Annotated in this window: 19 protein-coding genes; 15 read left to right on the top strand and 4 right to left on the bottom strand. The window is 63.9% G+C overall.

The genetic code is table 11. The annotated features are described in order from the left end of the window. Positions 1–27: 27 nt before the first annotated feature. The 4 genes from map to B4394_RS17195 all read left to right on the top strand — a co-directional run bounded on the left by map (position 28) and on the right by B4394_RS17195 (position 3,816). Positions 28–888: a type I methionyl aminopeptidase gene (map, locus tag B4394_RS17210; RefSeq protein ID WP_078311066.1), complete on the top strand. Its 861-nt coding sequence runs from the start codon at positions 28–30 to the stop codon at positions 886–888. Continuing rightward, positions 885–2,396 (top strand): cobyric acid synthase, encoded by a 1,512-nt coding sequence (locus B4394_RS17205; protein WP_078315766.1) that lies wholly within the window; start codon positions 885–887, stop codon positions 2,394–2,396. The genes map and B4394_RS17205 overlap by 4 nt, the downstream gene beginning before the upstream one ends. Before the next feature lie 54 nt (positions 2,397–2,450). After that, complete coding sequence (locus tag B4394_RS17200; RefSeq protein WP_078315791.1) at positions 2,451–3,080, top strand: hypothetical protein; 630 nt, start codon at positions 2,451–2,453, stop codon at positions 3,078–3,080. 109 nt (positions 3,081–3,189) lie between these two features. Beyond that, entirely contained in the window at positions 3,190–3,816 is a 627-nt protein-coding gene (locus tag B4394_RS17195; RefSeq protein ID WP_078311064.1) for an alpha/beta fold hydrolase, read from the top strand. Position 3,817: 1 nt separating this feature from the next. On the opposite strand, the gene B4394_RS17190 is transcribed toward B4394_RS17195, so the two are convergent. Beyond that, positions 3,818–4,807, bottom strand: a complete 990-nt coding sequence (locus tag B4394_RS17190) for an alpha/beta hydrolase (protein ID WP_078315765.1) — start codon at positions 4,805–4,807, stop codon at positions 3,818–3,820. Between the two features lie 107 nt (positions 4,808–4,914). Between B4394_RS17190 and mqo the strand changes: the two genes are divergently transcribed. The 11 genes from mqo (at position 4,915) to B4394_RS17135 (ending at position 15,481) form a co-directional block, all read left to right on the top strand. Continuing rightward, positions 4,915–6,399, top strand: coding sequence for a malate dehydrogenase (quinone) (mqo, locus tag B4394_RS17185; protein WP_078315790.1), 1,485 nt, complete (start codon positions 4,915–4,917; stop codon positions 6,397–6,399). 11 nt (positions 6,400–6,410) lie between these two features. Further along, complete coding sequence (locus B4394_RS17180; RefSeq protein ID WP_502688534.1) at positions 6,411–6,860, top strand: GNAT family N-acetyltransferase; 450 nt, start codon at positions 6,411–6,413, stop codon at positions 6,858–6,860. After that, positions 6,857–8,737: a VWA domain-containing protein gene (locus B4394_RS17175; RefSeq protein WP_078315763.1), complete on the top strand. Its 1,881-nt coding sequence runs from the start codon at positions 6,857–6,859 to the stop codon at positions 8,735–8,737. Before B4394_RS17180 ends, B4394_RS17175 begins: the two co-directional genes overlap by 4 nt. A gap of 18 nt (positions 8,738–8,755) precedes the next feature. Beyond that, on the top strand, positions 8,756–9,370 hold the full coding sequence (gene cobO, locus B4394_RS17170) for a cob(I)yrinic acid a,c-diamide adenosyltransferase (protein WP_078311060.1): 615 nt from the start codon (positions 8,756–8,758) through the stop codon (positions 9,368–9,370). Positions 9,371–9,408: 38 nt separating this feature from the next. Continuing rightward, positions 9,409–10,761, top strand: a complete 1,353-nt coding sequence (locus tag B4394_RS17165) for a cobyrinic acid a,c-diamide synthase CobB (RefSeq protein WP_078311158.1) — start codon at positions 9,409–9,411, stop codon at positions 10,759–10,761. Between the two features lie 244 nt (positions 10,762–11,005). Next, a complete protein-coding gene (locus B4394_RS25945) occupies positions 11,006–11,293 on the top strand; it encodes a hypothetical protein (protein ID WP_078311157.1) in 288 nt (95 codons plus the stop codon). A gap of 236 nt (positions 11,294–11,529) precedes the next feature. Then, positions 11,530–12,168 carry an MspA family porin gene (locus B4394_RS17155; protein WP_078311155.1) on the top strand — a complete coding sequence of 213 codons (639 nt, stop codon included), beginning with the start codon at positions 11,530–11,532 and terminating at the stop codon, positions 12,166–12,168. Positions 12,169–12,170: 2 nt separating this feature from the next. After that, positions 12,171–12,470, top strand: coding sequence for a hypothetical protein (locus tag B4394_RS25460; RefSeq protein ID WP_078311156.1), 300 nt, complete (start codon positions 12,171–12,173; stop codon positions 12,468–12,470). Then, a complete protein-coding gene (locus B4394_RS17145; RefSeq protein ID WP_078315762.1) occupies positions 12,467–12,760 on the top strand; it encodes a hypothetical protein in 294 nt (97 codons plus the stop codon). Before B4394_RS25460 ends, B4394_RS17145 begins: the two co-directional genes overlap by 4 nt. Before the next feature lie 233 nt (positions 12,761–12,993). Beyond that, positions 12,994–13,278, top strand: coding sequence for a DUF1490 family protein (locus tag B4394_RS17140; protein WP_078287836.1), 285 nt, complete (start codon positions 12,994–12,996; stop codon positions 13,276–13,278). Between the two features lie 7 nt (positions 13,279–13,285). Beyond that, positions 13,286–15,481 (top strand): heavy metal translocating P-type ATPase, encoded by a 2,196-nt coding sequence (locus B4394_RS17135; RefSeq protein WP_078315761.1) that lies wholly within the window; start codon positions 13,286–13,288, stop codon positions 15,479–15,481. A gap of 41 nt (positions 15,482–15,522) precedes the next feature. Here B4394_RS17135 and B4394_RS17130 read toward each other — a convergent pair whose 3' ends face one another. The 3 genes from B4394_RS17130 to B4394_RS17120 are packed head-to-tail and all read right to left on the bottom strand — an operon-like array spanning position 15,523 to position 19,399. Further along, entirely contained in the window at positions 15,523–16,146 is a 624-nt protein-coding gene (locus B4394_RS17130; protein WP_078311057.1) for a TetR/AcrR family transcriptional regulator, read from the bottom strand. After that, positions 16,143–18,971 (bottom strand): MMPL/RND family transporter, encoded by a 2,829-nt coding sequence (locus tag B4394_RS17125; protein WP_139360263.1) that lies wholly within the window; start codon positions 18,969–18,971, stop codon positions 16,143–16,145. Before B4394_RS17125 ends, B4394_RS17130 begins: the two co-directional genes overlap by 4 nt. Then, positions 18,968–19,399: an MmpS family transport accessory protein gene (locus B4394_RS17120; protein WP_078311056.1), complete on the bottom strand. Its 432-nt coding sequence runs from the start codon at positions 19,397–19,399 to the stop codon at positions 18,968–18,970. The genes B4394_RS17125 and B4394_RS17120 overlap by 4 nt, the downstream gene beginning before the upstream one ends. Between the last annotated feature and the right edge of the window lie 336 nt (positions 19,400–19,735).

Here is a 19,735-nt window from a genome sequence, read left to right as displayed (position 1 = left end):
CTCGACGGGCCCCGCTACGCTGCCTTCATGACTGTTCGTGCCGCACTGCGTCCGGGAACGTTGTCCCCCGAGCGCCAGGTTCCCGTGTCGATTGACCGCCCCGAGTACGTGGGTAAGTCCAAGGTCGCGGAAGCCATCGGGGAGCCGTACGTCCAGACACCCGAGGTGATCGAGAAGATGCGCGTCGCGGGCAGGATCGCGGCGCAGGCACTGGCGCTCGCCGGTGAGGCCGTCGCCCCCGGCGTCACCACCGACGAACTGGACCGAATCGCGCACGACTACATGGTTTCCCAGGGTGCGTACCCGTCGACGCTGGGGTACAAGGGATTTCCCAAGTCGTGCTGCACATCGCTCAACGAGATCATCTGTCATGGGATACCGGATTCGACCGTGATCGAGGACGGTGACATCGTCAACATCGATGTCACCGCCTATATCGATGGTGTGCACGGCGATACCAACGCCACGTTCCTGGCCGGGGATGTCTCCGAGGAACACCGCCTCCTGGTCGAGCGGACCCGGGAGGCCACCATGCGAGCCATTAATGCGGTCAAGCCGGGCCGGGCCCTGAGCGTCGTTGGCCGGGTCATCGAGGCCTACGCAAAGCGGTTCGGCTATAACGTGGTTCGCTCCTTCACCGGGCACGGCGTGGGCCCGACGTTTCACAACGGACTCATCGTGCCGCATTACGACGACCCCAACCTGGACATCGTCATCGAGCCGGGGATGACCTTCACCATTGAACCGATGATCAACCTGGGATCGCTGGACTACGAGATCTGGGACGACACCTGGACAGTGGCGACCACCGACAAGCTATGGACCGCGCAGTTCGAGCACACCATGGTGGTCACCGACGACGGAGTAGAGATCCTGACAGTGCCATGACCGGCGCGCTGCTGGTAGGGGGCGTCAGCTCCGATGCCGGTAAGAGTCTGGTCGTTACCGGCCTGTGCCGGTTACTGGCCCGCAAGGGGATTCGCGTCGCGCCGTTCAAGGCGCAGAACATGTCCAACAACTCCGTGGTGACGATAGACGGCGGAGAGATCGGTCGAGCGCAGGCCCTGCAAGCGCGCGCGTGCGGGCTGGAACCGTCGGTACGGTTCAATCCGGTACTCCTCAAGCCCGGCAGCGACCGAACCTCACAGCTGGTGGTACGCGGGCAGGCGACAGGAAACGTCAGTGCCCGTTCCTATATCGAGCATCGCGAGGAATTGCGGCAGGTCGTCGCCGAGGAGCTGCGCGCGCTGCGTGCGGAATTCGACGTCGTGATCTGCGAGGGCGCCGGCTCGGTCGCCGAGATCAACCTGCGAGCCACCGACATCGCCAACATGGGCCTGGCGCAGACAGCGGGTCTGCCGGTGGTGCTGGTCGGCGATATCGACCGGGGTGGAGTGCTGGCGCACCTGTTCGGATCGGTGGCCGTGCTCGAGCCCGCCGATCAACGACTCGTCGCCGGATTCATCGTCAACAAGTTCCGCGGTGATCCCACGCTGCTGGAGCCGGGGCTGGAGCAGCTTGCCGTACTGACCGGCCGAACCACGTTCGGCGTGCTGCCCTACGACGACCAATTATGGCTCGACGCAGAGGATTCGGTGTCTGTCGTGGCGTCGGCTCAGGTGGGGCGCCCGGCCACCCCGGCCGGGCAGGAATGGCTGCGGGTGGCCGCGGTGCGCCTGCCCCGAATCTCGAATTCAACCGATATCGAGGCCATCGCCTGCGAACCGGGCGTGATTGTCCGGTGGGCGGCGCATCCCGCTGATATCGCCGACGCCGATGTGGTGGTCCTCCCGGGGACCAAGGCCACCGTCGCCGATCTTGCCTGGATGCGCAGCAACGGCATCGCCGAGGCGGTGGTCGCGCACGCCCGTTCGGGCGGGCCGGTGCTGGGTATTTGTGGCGGATTCCAGATGCTCGCCACCACAATCGACGATCGCGTCGAGTCCGGTGCCGGCACGGTCCAGGGGCTGGGTCTGCTCGATGTGGATATCGCCTTCGAACCGGCCAAGACCCTGCGGCGCTGGCAGTCACCGGGCCTGACCGGATACGAGATTCACCACGGGACCGTCACCCGCTCGGCCGTGGCGCCGTGGCTCACCGAGTACCACGAGGGCGCCGCCGAGGGCGCGGTTCGCGGCACCCATTGGCACGGAGTGCTGGACAACGACGAATTCCGGCGCACCTGGCTTACCGAGGCGGCGGCCGCGGCCGGACGGTCGGGATTCACCGTCGCGGCAGACACCAATGTCGGAGATCGTCGCGCGGCTCAACTGGACAGATTGGCTGATCTCATCGACAGCCACGTCGACGTCGATGCCCTGCGGGCGGTGTGGGAAGAATCCGGGCGGCCGCGTTCTGGCCCGTCATACCCGGTAATTGCGGCGCGGGTCGAATAGCCTGTGCGGGTGCATCGGGGCCTCAGGAACATCACAGCTATCGCAGCATCCGCACTGGCGCTTGCGGGTTGCACCCAGACGGTGCCGGGTACCGCCACGTGGCCGGGAGCGCGCATCGCGCAGTCACTGCTCACCGCCGATGAGCTGCCGCAGGGCACCAAGTACGACAGGGTTGTCGCCGATCTGGGCCCCGTGACCGTCAACAATCAGCAGGTCGTCGGTGCGATGCCCTCGAATCCGCAGGGGTGCGCGGACGGCTTGTCTCCCCGGTTGGCCAACGCGGGCAGAGCGGGCCCCGAGAACACCGCGCGGTACATCGCCCGGTTCAACGGAGCGAACATCATCGTCAGCCTGTTGCGCGACACCATCGACCTGGCCAACGTCAAGGACGTGGCGACCCGCTGCGCGACCTACGAGGTGTTCTTCGACAAGAATTCGCCCGGCACGCGGATGGTCACCGAACCAGTGCAGGGCGGTCCGGTCGGCGTCCTCACCTACAAGCAAACAATGATCATGCCCAAGGGAAGCACTTCCCGGTATATGGCGTTCGCGAATGTCCAGGGGGTGGCGATGGTGGCGACATCCTTCGACCTGCGCGATCCGACGGTCAAGGCCACAGCCACCATGCCCCAGACATTCCTGGATATCGTGGCGAAACAGGTCGACAAGATCGAACGCACGTAACGGGTCCGGGTGAAATTTTCCTGAAAGGGCTGGTTAAAAGCCCAACCGGATCGGTCGTACTCAGGTACCGTGCGCCCATGCCCAAGGTCTTCGCGCAAGCGGCTCATCCATGAGTCCGACGCCTGAGCTTCGTCGCCCGCGCCCGGGGCCCCCGCCTGCGCGCGACGGTGAGTTGCATCAGGTCGTCACGATTGACGGCCGAACGGTGCAGGTCAATGTGTCGGGGCCCGATAAGGGAACCACCGTCGTCATGCTGGCCGCGGCCGGGCACTTCGCGCTCAGTTATCGCGCGGTGTGCGAGCGGCTGCACACCGCGGGGCTACGTACCGCGGTGATCGGACACGATCCGCATCTCCATGCCAAGGCCATCACGGGAGTGCTCGACGACATCGGTGTCAAGGTGGCGCTCTTGGTCGGGGACCGTGCGGGTGGCGAACTGGCCTGGGATCTGGCGGCCAGCAAACTTGACAGGTTTATCGGCCTGGTGGCGATCGACCGTGGACATCCGCGGGTGGCCGACCGTGCCGGGCTGGTCCGCGACAAGCACTGCCCGCCGGTGGAGATCAACACCACGGTGTTGGTCACCTCGGACACCACTCGGGCCATCGCCCGCGCCAGCCAGCGCTTCGTCTACGGCGACTATCGGATTGTCGAACTGATGGGACGCCGGTCGGCGACTCGCGACCTCACCCCGGAGCTGGCCGCCGAGGTGGTGCTGCGCAGCAGCTCATGGTGAGTTAGCTGCCCGCCTCGTACCAGTCCAGCCAGGAATTCAGTTCCTGGTACGCCCGTACGCGTGGCTCCGTCACCGACAGGAACACATCGTGTTTGGCATCGGGGATCGGGATGATGCGTTGATAGTTGCCGATGCAGCCCGCCCAGCGTGCAATCTGCTGAACATCCAGGACCGCATCGCCGTGTAGCGCGGCCGCGGGGTCAACGTCTCCGGGGAGGCTGCGATCCGAGCGCAGGATCAGGTTGGGCACGCCGACGTCCAGGCCGCGGTGCAGCTCGGCATGTCCATGCCGGATGGCACTGATCCAGCCGAATCGCACCGGGAACCCGCCGACCGGTTTCCATTCCAGGTTGTAGTCGAACTCTCCATGAAAGTCCTTGTGCAGGCTGGCGCCGTAGGCGCCCTCGTGCGGTAGCGGGATCGCTTGTTTGGCACGGAACCGCGAAATCGCCTTGACGGCAGCGGTGGTGCCGCCGCTGCGGAGAAAGGGGCGGCCCTGAAGATCCAGCCAGGGGCTGTTGAGGATGAGGCCCGCGATACCGCCCAGGCCATCGGCAACCCGTAGACGGTTGAGCCACAGCGAAACGATGAGACCGCCGGCGGAGTGTCCGTAGACGAGCAGTGGTGCGTCCGTGCTCTGCCCCCCGGCCTCCCCGGTGATGATGTTCACCGCCGCGTTGAGTTCGGCGTCGTAGAGCGACAGATCACTGATGTAGTGCGGGGTCTGGTGAACGCGCCGAGAACGCCCGCATTTGCGCAAGTCGAGTGCGAAGAAGCGATAGCCGCGAGCCAGGAAATGTTCGGCAAGCTCGGTATGGAAGAAGTAGTCGGTATATCCGTGCACCATGAGCACCGCGCGTCCGGTATCCGGCTGAGTTTCAGGGCGCACCAGTGTGGCGGTAATTACACCTTCGCCGTCAGGGTCAATGCCCAGTTCAATGGTCTGACGAAGGTAGCCATCGAGGACATCGGATTCCCATGTCACGGGCATAGCCTAGTTGAAGGAATGACGGAATTACCCGCGCGATAACCTGTGTGTACTCCCGGGTAGTGGCGAAGCGTTGCCACTCCATCAGATTCGAAAAGGACAGTGAACCGGTGTCAAACGCGCAGGTGGAGCAGACAGACGTTGCCCTGATTGGGTCGGGGATCATGAGCGCGACGCTCAGCGCCTTGCTGCGGTTGGTCGAACCCGACCTGTCGATCACCTTGATCGAACGCCTCGATGCGGCCGCGAGTGAAAGCAGCGACCCGTGGAACAACGCGGGTACCGGTCACTCGGCGCTCTGCGAGCTCAACTACACGCCGCAGAAGGCGGACGGCTCGATCGACATCACGAAGGCCATCACGGTCAACGAGCAGTTCCAGGTATCGCGCCAGTTCTGGGCGTATGCCGTCGAGAACGGCGTGCTGCCCGACGTCCGCGGGTTCCTCAATCCCATCCCGCATGTGAGCTATGTGCACGGAGCCGACAAGGTCGAGTTTCTGCGTAAGCGCCACGACGCTCTGGTCGGTAACCCGCTGTTCGCGAAGATGGAGTTCATCAACGACGACGACGAATTCGCGCGCCGGCTGCCGTTGATGGCGGCCGGACGCGATTTCTCCGACCCGGTGGGGTTGAACTGGAGCCAGGACGGCACCGACGTCGACTTCGGTGAGCTGTCAAAGCAGTTGGTCGGCTTTGGCGTTCGCAGCGGCACCAGCGCGATCTTCGGCACCGAGGTGCGCAATATCAGCCGCGAACGCGACGGCGGATGGATCCTCAAGCTGGTCAACGGACGCACCGGCGAAAAGCGCAAGCTCAAGGCCAAGTTCGTGTTCGTTGGCGCCGGTGGCGGCGCGCTGGGTCTGCTGCAGAAGGCCGGCATCCCGGAAGCCAAGGGCTTCGGCGGATTCCCGGTGAGCGGCGCCTTCTTGCGCACCAACAACATCGACCTCACCGAGGGGCACAAGGCCAAGGTGTACGGCTTCCCGCCGCTCGGCGCACCGCCGATGTCGGCGCCGCACTTGGACACCCGTGTGATCAACGGAAAGGAATGGCTGCTGTTCGGGCCGTTCGCCGGATGGTCGCCCAAGTTCCTCAAGATGGGCAAGGTCACCGACCTGCCCGCGTCGGTGAAACCCAACAACCTTGCGTCGATGGTCGGCGTTGGTCTCACCGAGTTCAAGCTTGCGACCTTCCTGCTGAGTCAACTGCGGCTCACTCCGGATGACCGCGTCGACATGCTGCGCGAATTCGCGCCCAAGGCACAGCGTTCCGATTGGGAGCTGATCACGGCTGGCCAGCGCGTACAGGTCATTCGACCGGCCAAGGGCAAGGGCGGTGCACTCGAATTCGGCACCATGGTGCTCAATTCGGCCGACGGCAGCATCGCCGGTCTGCTCGGCGCCTCGCCGGGTGCGTCTACCGCCGTGCCAGCCATGCTCGATGTCATGCAGCGGTGCTTCCCTGACCGGTTCGCCAACTGGATGCCCAAGCTCAAGGAAATGATCCCGTCGCTGGGTATCAGCCTGTCGGACGAGCCCTCACTGTTCGGTGAGGTATGGGACTGGGGCACACAGGTTCTCGGCCTGGAGCAGTGACGCCGCCGGCCGTGCTGGCACAACCGGGGTGGTCCTGGTCCGCTGACCTGGACACCGCGACGCTGTACGGACTGCTGCGGTTGCGCGCCGAGGCGTTCATCGTCGGTCAGAACTGTGCCTACCAAGATCTCGACGGTCGCGATCTCGAGCCAGAGACCCGACATTTTTGGATCAAGAACGAGAACGACGACGTCGTCAGTGGTCTACGGGTGCTCGCGGATCCGGAGGGTTCGGGGTTCTGGATCGGCCGGGTATGTACGGCCGACGCCGAACGTGGCCATGGGCATGCGGCGCGATTGGTCCGTGCCGCGCTGACCGAGATCGGCGGTGCACGCTGTCGACTGAATGCGCAGGCCCACCTGGGAGACATGTATGGCAAGCTGGGATTCGTAGTCTCCGGTGACGAATTTCTCGAGGACGGGATACCGCACGTGCCCATGACCTGGATGGCCGGGAAATGACCAGCGCCACAGGCATTCCCGGATACCCGCTCAGCGCAATCGTGGGCCACGACCAGCTGCGGTTGGCGCTCGTGCTCTCCGCGGTGCGCCCCGATATCGGCGGAGTGCTTATCCGCGGGGAGAAGGGCACGGCCAAGTCGACGGCGGTGCGCGCCCTGACCTCCGTGCTGGGTTCTGTCGACGGCGCACGCCTGGTGGAACTCCCTATCGGTGCGACCGAAGATCGGGTCGTTGGATCCCTGGACCTGCAGAAGGTGCTGCGCGACGGCGAACACGCATTTTCCCCAGGGCTTTTGGCGCGGGCCAACGGCGGCGTGCTGTACGTGGACGAGGTCAACCTGCTGCACGACCATCTGGTTGACGTGATCCTCGACGCGGCGGCGATGGGTCGGGTGCATGTAGAACGCGATGGCGTATCCCATTCGTACGACGCACGATTCGTGCTGATTGGCACCATGAACCCCGAGGAGGGGGAGCTGCGGCCGCAGCTGCTGGATCGCTTCGGATTCGCGGTGGATGTACACGCCTCTCGGGAGGTGTCGGTGCGGGCCGAGGTCATCCGTAGGCGACTTGCCTATGAGGCAGATCCGGCGGGGTTCGTCTCCCGTTACGCCTCCGAGGAGGCCGAGCTGGCGGGACGGATTGCCGATGCTCGACAGCTGCTGCCCCGGGTCACCTTGCCCGATGCCGAATTACTGCGTATTGCCGCTCTGTGCGCGGCTTTCGATGTGGATGGGATGCGCGCCGATCTGGTGGTGGCCCGTGCCGCTGTCGCCCATGCCGCATGGCGTGGTGCCGAAGTGGTCGGGGAGCCCGATATCCGGGTGGCCGCCGAGCTGGCGCTGCCGCACCGCCGACGGCGAGACCCGTTCGACGAGCCGGGCCTGGATCAGGAGCAGCTCGACCAGGCGATGCGCGATAGCGCGCCGCCGCAGGATCACGATCCCAGCGGAGACGACCCAGACCCCGATCCGGATGGCCCCGGTGGTGGCGCACCCGAACCTTCGTCGAATCCTCCTAAAGCTGATGATTCGCAACAGGAGTCAGCGTCGATGCCGGCGCCGTCCCGGCCCAGCCCGACGCCTTCGGCGACATTTCGCGCCAAGACGCTTCGGGTGCCGGGCGTTGGCATGGGTGCCCCCGGACGACGTTCCGCGGCGCGCAACCGTACCGGCAAGGTGATCGCCCCGAGCTCCGATGAGGGATTCGGGGTGCACGTGATTGGCACGCTGATGTCCGCTGCGGGCAGGGTGACCGAACCCGGCAGGCTGCCCAAACCGGTGTTCTCCGATGTGCAGTGGGCGATCAGGGAAGGGCGCGAAGGCAATCTGGTGATTTTCGTTGTCGACGCCTCCGGGTCGATGGCGGCACGCCAGAAGATGTCGGCGGTCAGTGGAGCCACCTTGTCGCTGCTGCGCGATGCCTATCAGCGACGCGACAAGGTCGCGGTCATTACCTTCCGTGGCCAGGAAGCGGCGACGCTGCTGGCGCCGACAAGTTCGACGCATATCGCGGGGCGAAGGCTTCAGCAGTTCGACACCGGCGGTAAAACGCCGTTGGCACAAGGACTTTTGGCGGCGCGCGATCTCGTGTCCCGCGAGCGTGGCCGTGATCCGCATCGTCGCGCCCTGGTAGTCGTGCTCACCGATGGGCGCGCTACCGGGAGCCCGGATCCCTTGGGGCGGGCTCGTCGCGCCGCGGGAATGCTGCGCGCCGAACAGGTGGCTTGTGTGGTGGTCGATTGCGAGACATCTTTCGTAAGAATGGATTTGGCGGTCACACTGGCGCAACAGCTTGATGCACCGGTGATCCAGCTGGACCACCTGAATGCCGACCGGCTCGCCGGTGTGGTCCGCGGCGCCACTGCAGCTGCGTGAGATAGCGGAGGAGGTTCAATGCCGCAGGGACAACCGCTGGTAGTGCCAGAAGACGGGCTCACCACGAAAGCGCGTCGTAATGCCCCGGTACTCGCGGTGCATACCGGTGCCGGAAAAGGCAAGTCCACCGCTGCCTTTGGCATGGCGCTGCGTGCCTGGCATCACGGTGCGGATGTCGCTGTGTTCCAGTTCGTCAAGAGTGCGAAGTGGCGAGTGGGCGAGGAGTCGGTTTTCGGTGAGCTCGCTAAGCTGCACGATGAGCACGGGATCGGCGGTTCGGTTCAGTGGCACAAGATGGGGTCGGGCTGGTCCTGGTCGCGTCGGGCGGGCACCGAAACCGACCATGCTGCCGATGCCGCCGCCGGATGGGCCGAGATTGCCCGGCGACTGGCCGCCGAGGAACACGGCTTCTACGTACTCGACGAATTCACCTACCCGCTCAAGTGGGGCTGGGTTGACGTCGACGAGGTGGTCTCTGTGCTGCGGAATCGCCCTGGTATGCAGCACGTCGTGATCACCGGACGCGATGCGCCGCAACAGCTTCTGGATGCCGCCGACTTGGTCACCGAGATGACGAAGGTTAAGCATCCGATGGACCAGGGCCGCAAGGGTCAACGCGGCATCGAGTGGTAATCCGATGGTAGTGCGTGGTGTCCGTTAACGTTCCCGCGATCGTGATCGCCGCGCCCGCATCGGGCAGCGGAAAGACCACAGTGGCAACGGGTTTGATGGGCGCGCTGCGGCGTGTGGGGCACCGGGTCGCGCCGTTCAAGGTGGGTCCGGATTACATCGATCCCGGATATCACAGTCTGGCGACCGGTAAGCCGGGCCGCAACCTCGACAGTGTGCTCGTGGGCACCGATCTCATCGGGCCGCTGTTCGGTCACGGTTGTCGGAACGCGGATATCGCGGTCGTCGAAGGGGTGATGGGTCTTTTCGACGGCCGGATCGGCGACGCGAAGGGGTCCACGGCCCAGATCGCCGCCTTGCTCGGGGCGCCGGTGGTGCTGGTGGTCGACGCGAGGGGATACAGCCAGAGCATGGCTGCGCTGCTGCATGGTTTTGTGGCGCATGCCGCCGAGGCGGGGATCAGGATCGCCGGGGTGATTCTGAACCGGGTCGGATCGGCGCGGCACCGGGAGATCCTCACGGCAGCAGCCGACCGTGCCGGACTTGCCGTGCTCGGGGCGCTGCCTCGTGTCGAGGAGATATCGGTCCCATCGCGACATTTAGGATTGGTGACAGCTATCGAACATGGCCAGGCAGCACGTGATGCGATCGAGGCGATGACGAGGCTGGTTGGCGCGCATGTGGACATACCCGCGATTGTCGCCGCTGCCCGCAGTGATGTGCCGGGCCCCGCGTGGGATCCCGCGGACGCCATTGGCACTCGGGTGGTCGGGGAGCCCGTGGTGGCGCTGGCCGCTGGCTCGGCGTTTACCTTCGGCTACGCCGAACATCGCGAGTTGTTGACCGCAGCGGGTGCGGTGGTGGCTGAATTCGACCCGCGAAGGGACGCCTTGCCTGAGGAGACCGCTGCGTTGGTGCTGCCGGGTGGATTTCCGGAGCAGTTCGCCGCCGAACTTTCGTCCAATGAATCACTACGCCAACAGGTTCGTGATATGTCGGGACCGATTCATGCCGAATGCGCGGGGCTCACCTACCTGTGCCACGACCTCGATGGCGCCCCGATGTGTGGGGTGATCGACGCGCGTGCACGTTTCACGGATTCGCTCACCCTCGGGTACCGGGACGCGGTGGCGATCACCGGTTCTGTGCTATTCGACGAGGGGGAACGATTGAGCGGGCACGAGTTTCATCGCACCACGGTCGACTATCGCGACGATGCTGGGCATCGTGCCTGGGCCTGGAGCACCCCCAACGGTGTCCGTCGTGAGGGCGTGGTGGCAGGAGAGGGCCGCATCCACGCCTCGTACCTGCACACGCATCCGGCGGCGCACCCTCATGCGGTGGCCCGGTTTGTGTCACGGGCAACGACGTGGGGATATAGACCGCGACTCTGAGCCGAGGGGCATTGTGACAGACCCGCAGGACCAAGGGATTCCACGTCCGGGGCCTCGATCCGGTTGTGGCAGCAGAAACAACTGTGACAGAAGCCGTTTCGCGCACAACGAGTCGTGAGCCCGGAGCGGCGAAAATTTGCCTGGTACCATCGTTGACATGTCAGGTCGCGGGGTGCCCAGCTGTCGGCTGAGCTCTGCGATCGTGCTGGCAATTCTATGCTTGTTGGTCGGGGGCGCTTGCTTGTTGCCCGGCGAGAGTTCGAATTTGGCAAACGCGGCGACCTCGGTATCGTTGTATGACACTGCCGAGGTTCATCATTGGGAACCGGTGCAGCACGGCATGGCCGTCACCCGTGCTCGCCTCGGGCTGGTTGTGCAGCCGGTGTGGCTGCCTCTCACCGTGTCGGTCTTCGCACTTGGTGGCGCGGCACTGCTGGTTCTGTTGATGTCACGGCGTAGCGCGTTACTTTCTCATGCCCCGGATAATGCTGGGTGGCAACGGCTTCTGTTCTTAGGGATCAATCGGCGCTGAGGGACCTCCGAGTCGGCAATTGCCGCCGTCTTGCGTGTGTCAAACCTTCACCAGCCGTGCAACGCCCGTTATCGGGGTGCCTGGGCGGCTCCGTATCTGTTGATTGGACCGGTTCTTGTGGCGACTTCTGCCTCTATCTGTAAACCCTCGTTGTTTGTGAACGTGCGCCACCATGTGCTGGCGTCTCGCTCTCGTCTCCCCGTGGTATCCCACCTGCGCATGGAATGGCGGATTTCGTGATTGCCCGCCTCATCAGCACGGGCTTCTTCATGGCCGCGTGCGGGCTCACAGATACCGCCACGGCCATCGCAGAGCCAAAAGATATGGCGCCGCAGCAATATTCGAGGACCACTCGAGACGGATGGCATCTGGAGATCCGGTTGGAGAACGAGCGCGTGAACTCCGTGCCCAACCTGGCGGCGGCCACGAACTCACGCGAGGCCTTCATTACGCTCTCGGGTACGGCAACCGCGACCGGTGGCAGCAATCCCATCACCGACAGCCTGTTCCTCATCGGCTACCAGCTCGGCTGCCAATCCGATGTGTCATCGGGATTGCAGATCGGCGGATCCGCAGGCATCGCGCCGTCGGTGAACGTCGGCGTGCTTCCCCTGCAGACGGTGGGAGTTGGAGGCAGCGCTGGAGTCAGCGGATTTGTGCAAACCGTGGTGCAACCGGGCGTCATTGTGAACCTGCCGCTGGGAAATATGGTTCTGTCGCGGGGCAATACGGGGGCGCTGGATCTGGACAACGTCCATGTGAAGGCGGACGCCTGCGGAGGGGACGTTACTGTCCGGTCCTTTGCCTCGCTGCGTGTGTCCACCGAGACCGGCCACACTGAATTCGCCATCTATGGCGACCCGATCAAGATCTGATGATGAAATTCTTCTGTGCCGCAACGGTCTTGATATGTTCGTTGTGCGGGGCGCCGGTGGCCGCCGCGGACCCGCTGCCGATAAAGCCGATGCCCGCAGTGCCGGTAGCAGTGCCTGGGGGAGCGCCCAATAATCAAGCAGCCCTACCATCGCAACCATCTTTCGGGCTATCGCCTCCACCGCGGCGCGGCACCCAGATAACGGCGGGGCTTGGCGCGGGATTTACCGCTCGAATTGGTGCCGGAATGACGTCCGGGCAGTTGGAGGACCCACGTGGGACAAGGGAAGGAACGGCCCCATGATTCGATCATTATGTGTCGCAATAGTATCCATCGGATTTGCCGTGGTGCTCACCGTACCTGCATCGGCGGAGCTACCGTCGCCTCATCCTGCTCCCTACGGCCCGGTTGACGTGCCCGGGCAGTTGCCTGCGTTGAACATGTCGCGTGGGACCCGGCTGCCGGCTTCGATGTCGGGATCGCGTGGGCCGCAGATGTCCGGTGGGGTGGACGGTGCCGGAGCCTCCGGCGGCGTCAAGGCAAGCGCTGGGTTCGGGGACGGGAAACCGGGTAGCTCAGCTGCGTTCCCGTGACACGATGACGGCCCCTGAAGCAGGGGAATCACGTCGTTGACCATGCGCCGCATGTCGTGGCCACGTCGGCGCGCCAGTTGGGCGGGGCCTGCCATACTGGCCGATAATGACAACCGTTATCATTATGACTCAACCGGTCACCTCGAGCCGTGATCGAGAGTAGGTTTCGTTAAAGAGCCGCGGCGCGCGATGAAGCGTGACTCAAATGCATTGAGCGGAAGGGTGATTGGCTGATGGTATGGCACGGACTGTTAGTGAAGGCCGCATCAACGGTGGCAACCGGTGCGGTGGGAGTCGCCGCCTACGAAGTCGTACGCAAGGCCGCGGCCAAGGTTCCCGTCCGCGACGCCAGTGTCGTCGTCACCGCCTGGGGTCTGCGAGGAGTGCGTAAGGCCGAGGAAGGCGCCGAACGCGCCCGGTTGGCGATTGGAGACGTCGTCGCGGAGGCGCGGGAGCGCATTGGAGAAGAGGCTCCGCCGCCCGTGGTGGGAGAAGCCGGTCACGACCACGAGCACTGAGCCGCACATGGTCACTGTCGTATCTGACGCGGCCGGGCGCTTGCGTGCTATCGCGGACGAGTTCAGCGGCGATGTGCGGCGGGCTGTGCTGATCGAGGACATGCTGCAGCATGTGCAGGGGGTCCGTGCGGTACACGCATACCCGCGCACGGCCGCGGTGGTGGTGTGGTTCTCGAAGGCAAGTGGTTCGGCCGATGAGATCCTGGCCGCACTGGTCGGCGCCCTCGATGCCCCGTTACCGGATTCGTCGATGCGAGAACCGCATTCGTCCGATGTGCGCAACGGCGACGTGCTGCGCATGGCCGTGGGCGGTGCGGCCCTGGTGGTGCTCGGAGTTCGCCGGTATCCGCTGCGGCGTCCGCCGCTTCTGGGGCCGACAGGCCGGGTATTGGCAACGGCAGTCACGATTTTCAGCGGCTATCCGTTCTTGCGGGGTGCACTTGCCGCACTGCGCAGCGGCAGATCGGCAGGCACGGATCTGTTGGTGTCGGCGGCCACCGTGGCCAGCCTGGTGCTGCGGGAGAACGTGGTTGCCCTGACCGTGTTGTGGCTGCTCAACATCGGCGAGTATCTGCAGGACCTCACGCTCCGGCGTACCCGTCGCGCCATCGCGGATCTGTTGTCGGGCAGCCAGGACACCTCGTGGGTCCGTCTGCGCGATGGCACCGAGGTTCAGGTCGCTACGGCATCGCTGGTGATCGGCGACGAGGTGGTGGTCCACGAGCAGGTGGCCATTCCCGTCGACGGCGAGATAGTGGACGGTGACGCGATCGTCGACCAATCGGCCATCACAGGTGAAACCCTGCCGGTCAGTGTCGTGGCCGGGGGACAGGTGCATGCGGGCTCGGTCGTCATGCGCGGCCGCATCGTCGTGCGTGCCGCGGCCGTTGGCGGACAGACGATCATCGGCCGGATTATCACGCGGGTTGAGCAGGCGCAGCGTGACCGCGCGCCGATTCAGACTGTCGGTGAGAACTTCTCACGCCGATTCGTTCCGGCCTCGTTCCTACTGTCGCTGGGCACCCTGATGGTGACGAGGGATGTGCGGCGCGCGATGACGATGCTTTTGGTGGCTTGCCCGTGCGCGGTGGGATTGTCTACCCCCACCGCCATCAGTGCGGCCATCGGCAACGGAGCGCGCAGGGGAATCCTGGTCAAGGGCGGTTCCCATCTGGAACTTGCCGGCCGAGTCGACGCATTCGTGTTCGACAAGACCGGAACGTTGACCATCGGCCGGCCGGTGGTAACGAACATCGTTGCCTTCAAAGAAGGTTGGGAGCCGGAACAGGTGCTCGCGTACGCGGCGAGCTCCGAGATCCACGCTCGGCATCCCTTAGGGGAGGCTGTCATCCGCTCGACCGAGGAACGCCACATCGTCATCCCGCCGCACGAGGAGTGTGAGGTGTTGGTTGGCCTGGGGATGCGGACCCGTGCCGACGGGCGCACCCTCCTGTTGGGCAGCCCGGCACTGCTGAGCAAGGAGAACGTCCGGGTGACCCCGGAGGCCGACGAGTGGGTGGCCAAACTCCGGCGCCGCGCCGAAACTCCGCTTCTACTGGCAGTGGACGGCGTTCTCGTCGGACTCATCAGTCTGCGCGACGAGATCCGTCCTGAGGCTGCCGAGGTGCTGGCGGCACTGCGGTCATCGGGTGTCAAGCGGGTGGTCATGCTCACCGGCGATCACACCGAGACAGCACGGGCCGTGGCAGAGGAATTGGGAATCGAAGAGTGGCAGGCCGAGGTGCTGCCCGAGGACAAGCTCCAGACCGTGAGTCAACTGCGCAGCGCCGGGCATGTCGTCGCGATGGTTGGTGACGGCGTCAACGACGCGCCCGCGCTGGCGGCGGCAGATATCGGAATTGCCATGGGACTCAACGGAACCGATGTGGCGGTGGAAACCGCTGACGTGGCCCTGTCTAGTGACGACCTGCGTAAGCTGCTCGACGTGCGTGGGCTGGGCGGCCGGGCCGTGACTGTTATCCGACAGAACTACGCCATGTCGATCGCCGTCAACGCTATCGGGCTGGTAGTGGGCGCCGGGGGTGCACTCTCGCCGGTTATCGCGGCCATATTGCACAACGCGTCTTCGGTCGCTGTCGTCACCAACAGCTCTCGCCTCATCGGCCACGAACTCGACGGCCGACCTTCGCTCTCACCGACGCGACACCGGCAGCCGGCGGATCTACCTCGAGTAGTGCCCTGACCGTCCAGCGGAAATGACTGTTTCAGAGGGATTACGAAGACCTACCTCGGTCTGACGGGCCCCTGAACCAACGGAAGAATCACGTCGTCGACCATACGGCGCATGTACGTCTCGTCGATGACAGTCCTCTTGAGGGCCGCAGTGAGGCTGAGGCCCAGCGGTATGTCGTACACCAGTGACAGGTCGCGGCCGCGGGCTATCTCGCCGCGCTCGGCGGCGCGGGCGAACACGACTTCCATCCGCTTCCGGGTTTGTGACAGGAGCAGGTCATCCAGCGCTGCCGCCAGTGTGGAGTCGTTGACGGCCTCGGCGATGATTCCCGCCAGCAGGTTGCCGGTAAGGATGTCGTTGTCGCCGAAATCCCTTGCCTCGTAGAGAGCATGCAAGTCACCGCGCAAGCTCCCGGTGTCCGGAACGTCGTCGAGCTTCCCGAGCGAAGGGCGCCCGTGCAGGATCGCATCCGCGGTGAGCGCGGCCTTCGAAGACCAGCGCCGATAGATGGCTGCCTTACCCACACCGGCACGAGCGGCGATCACGTCCATGCTCATCGCGTCGTATCCCTGCTCGGCAAGCACGATGAACGCCGCCTCCAGGATGGCGAGATCCAACGACCTGTTCAGCCGCCCGGGTGTTCTTTGTCGTTGAATGGCAGTATTTTTCGTCATGGGGTCCGCGCAGTGGTGTAGTGACGAAGGTTCAGCGGCCACCAGAACCAGCGGCCAAGCAGCGCGGCGATGGCCGGGGTCATGAAGGACCGCACGATCAGGGTGTCGAAGAGCAGCCCGAGTCCGATCGTCGTCCCGAGTTGCCCCACGATGCGCAGGTCACTGACCACCATGGCGCACATGGTGAATGCGAACACGAGGCCGGCGTTGGTCACCACCTTGCCGCTGCCGCCCATGGCCCGGATGAATCCGGTCTTGAGCCCACCGTGCAACTCTTCCTTGAAGCGTGCGATGAGCAGCAGGTTGTAATCCGAGCCCACGGCCAAGAGGATGATCACCGACAACGGCACTACGAACCAATGCAAGTCCATGCCCAACAGGTCCTGCCAAATCAGCACCGACACTCCGATGGATGCGCCGAGCGACACCGCCACCGTGCCGACAATGACGAGAGCGGCGACCACGCTGCCGGTGACGAGCAGCATGATGATGAAGATCAAGCACAGTGACGCGATGCCCGCCAGGATGAGGTCGTACTTCGCTCCTTCCTGCAGGTCCTTGTTCGCGGCGGCGGTTCCGCCCAGGTAGACCTTGGCATTCTCTAGCGGGGTGCCCTTGATCGAATCAGCCACTGCCTCTTTGATATTGCCGACGGTCGCGATGCCCTCCACGGAGGCCGGGTTCCCTTGATGAGAGACCGTCATCCGGACGGCCTTACCGTCGGGGGACAGGAACATCTTCAATCCGCGTTTGAAGTCGGCGTTCTCGAACACCTCGGGCGGCAGGTAGAACGAGTCGTCGTTCTTGGCTTGATCAAAGTACTTGCCGATCAGGGTGGAGTTCTTGGTGCTCTCATCCATCTGATTCATGATCCCGGACATGGTGCTGTGCATGGTCAACAGCGTTCCGTGCATGGACTTCATGATGGCGATCATGGGTGGAAACTCCGCGAGCATCCGCGGCATCAGGACGTCGACCTTATCCATGTTCACCAGCATGCCGTCCATGTCTTCCACCATCGCATCGACGCCATCGAGAGCATCGAACACGGTACGGCTCGCCCAGCAGATCGGGATATCGGCGCAGTGCTTCTCCCAATAGAAGTAGTTGCGAATCGGCCTGAAGAAATCGTCGAAAGTAGCCATCAGGTCGCGCATGTCGTGCATTTTGCCTTGCATCACCTTCATCTGGCCGGTCATATCGTGCATGATGTCGGTGAGTTCGCGCATCATGTCGTACACGCGTTCCATGGTGCCGATCAAGGTTCCCATCTGGTCTGCCATGGTCAGCATGTCCGCCATGCGGTCCTTCATGTACTTCATGTTCTGGATCTGGCCGGCACCCTGCAGGCCGATCTGGAACGGTATCGAGCTGTGTTCGATGGGGGTTCCCAGCGGCCGGGTGATCGCCTGTACTCGGCCCACCCCGCGGGCATGGAACGCCGTCTTGGCGATTCTGTCGATGACCAGCATGTCCGCCGGATTACGCATATCGTGATCGGCTTCGATCATGAGCATTTCGGGGTTCATCCGGGCCGGGGAGAAATGCCGTTCGGCGGCGGCATAGCCGACTTTTGAGGGCACGTTATCCGGCATGTACTGGCGGTCGTCGTAACCCGGGGTGTATCCCGGCAGGGTGAGTAATCCGACGAGTGCAATCCCAATAGTGACAATGAGAATCGGACCTGGCCAGCGCACCACCGCGGCACCGATACGTCGCCAGCTGCGCTCGTCATGCTTGCGTTTGGGCTCGAACAGTCCGAAGCGGCTACCCAACGCCAGCACCGCGGGAGCTAGGGTGAGTGCCGCCGCGACGATCACGAAAATGACTAGCGCACAGGGCACGCCCATGGACCGGAAGAGCGGTAGGCGCGTCAAGCTCAGGCACAGGGTCGCACCCACGATGGTCAGGCCCGATCCCAAGATCACGTGCGACACACCGGAATACGCGGTGTAGAAGGCTGCCTCTCGATCTTCTCCGGACTGGCGCGCTTCGTGATATCGGCCCAGCAGGAAGATCACGTAGTCGGTGCCTGCGGCGATGCCCAGCATCGTGACCATGCTGACGGCATAGGTTGACAGTCCGATCACGTTGAGATTGCCCAATGTCGCGACCACTCCCTGGCCTGCCATCAGTTCCACCCCAACGACCACCAGTGCCAGGAACATCGTTATCACCGAGCGGTACACGAAGAGCAGCATCACGACGACGACGCCTACCGCGATGAGCGTGGTCTTCTGCATGCTCTTGTTGCCCGCCGTTCCCGTATCGGCACTTGCGGCAGTGCCTCCGGTGACGTAGGCCTGCACGCCGTCGGGGCCGGGGGTTTCGGCGATGATCTTGCGAACGGCATCGACGGATTCATTGGCCAAGGTGGTGCCCTGGTCTCCGGCCAGGTTCACCTGAACGTAGGCAGACTTCCCGTCGGCGCTCTGAGCGCCGGAGGCGGTGAGCGGGTCTCCCCAGTAGTCAGAGATGTGTTGTACGTGAGCCGGATCGGCCTTCAGCTTTTTGATGATCTCGTCGTAGAAGCGGTGCGCCTGGTCCGCCAGCTCTTGCTTCCCCTCGAGCACGATCATCACTGAGCTGTCGGAGTCGAACTCCCCGAACACCTTGCCCGTGTGCATCATCGCGATCATCGAGGGAGCGTCCTTGGGGGACATTGACACTGAATGTGCCTTGCCCACTTCATCAAGGGAGGGTGTGACGACATTGAGGATGATGGCAATGCCCAGCCAGAAAAGGATGATCGGGATCGACAAGGTCCGGATCATCCGCGCGATTCGTGGAGGACGCGCGGCCTGATCACCGCCGCCGTGCCTCATGCGGACTTCACCAGGCAGTAGATGTAGGCGTTGTGCTCGTTGGAAACTCGTTCCACCTTGACCTCGCCGTTGACGATGATCCGGCAGCCGATGCGGTTGCCGTCACCCTGGGCCACGATGTTCCCGCTCAATGACGGCAAGATCGACACGATCTTGAACGACCACGGCAGCTGAACGGCGTCGACCCGAGTCGGTTGCGCATCTTCGTTGAAGTAGTTCACATCGGCCATGGCGCCCGGCTCTCCAAATATCTCGTATACGAGGGTTTTTGGGTTATACGGGACGGCATCCTTGGCGTTGTTGTCGGCAGAAGAGGTAAAGGAGTCCGAGCCGAAAATCCCGCGGACCCGGAGTACCGCGAATCCGCCGACCGCCAGTATCGCGGCGATCAGCAGCGGCATCCAGATCCGTCGTATCACACGAAGCATCCCAAACCCCTTTGCGCTCAATATGATTGGCACAGCACTGACGGTCTTACGTGTTGGAACTGCCGCAGCTGGTCGAGATGGGCGTCTTTGCCCCACACGGAACTGAAGTTCCGCATGATGGTCGGGACGGTACCCCACTTCGACTCCGTGCGCCACACCAGCGAGCTAACTATGCGGCCGCTCGGGACGCCCCGATTCGCCCAATCGCGGCGGCACGCCCGCAGGGGAGGGGCTGAGCCGCCCGGCGAGACGATCGGCCCCGGGATCCTGGGGCGCCTGGTCGTCTCACCAGTCACAAAACTAATGACAAGTATGCACGGATGTTGATCCGTCGCC

The sequence above is a fragment of the Mycobacterium sp. D16Q16 genome (genome assembly GCF_002013745.1).
Classification (GTDB): domain Bacteria; phylum Actinomycetota; class Actinomycetes; order Mycobacteriales; family Mycobacteriaceae; genus Mycobacterium.
Note: the sequence above shows the minus strand (reverse complement) of the source record. Positions and strands in the feature narration are given on the sequence as shown.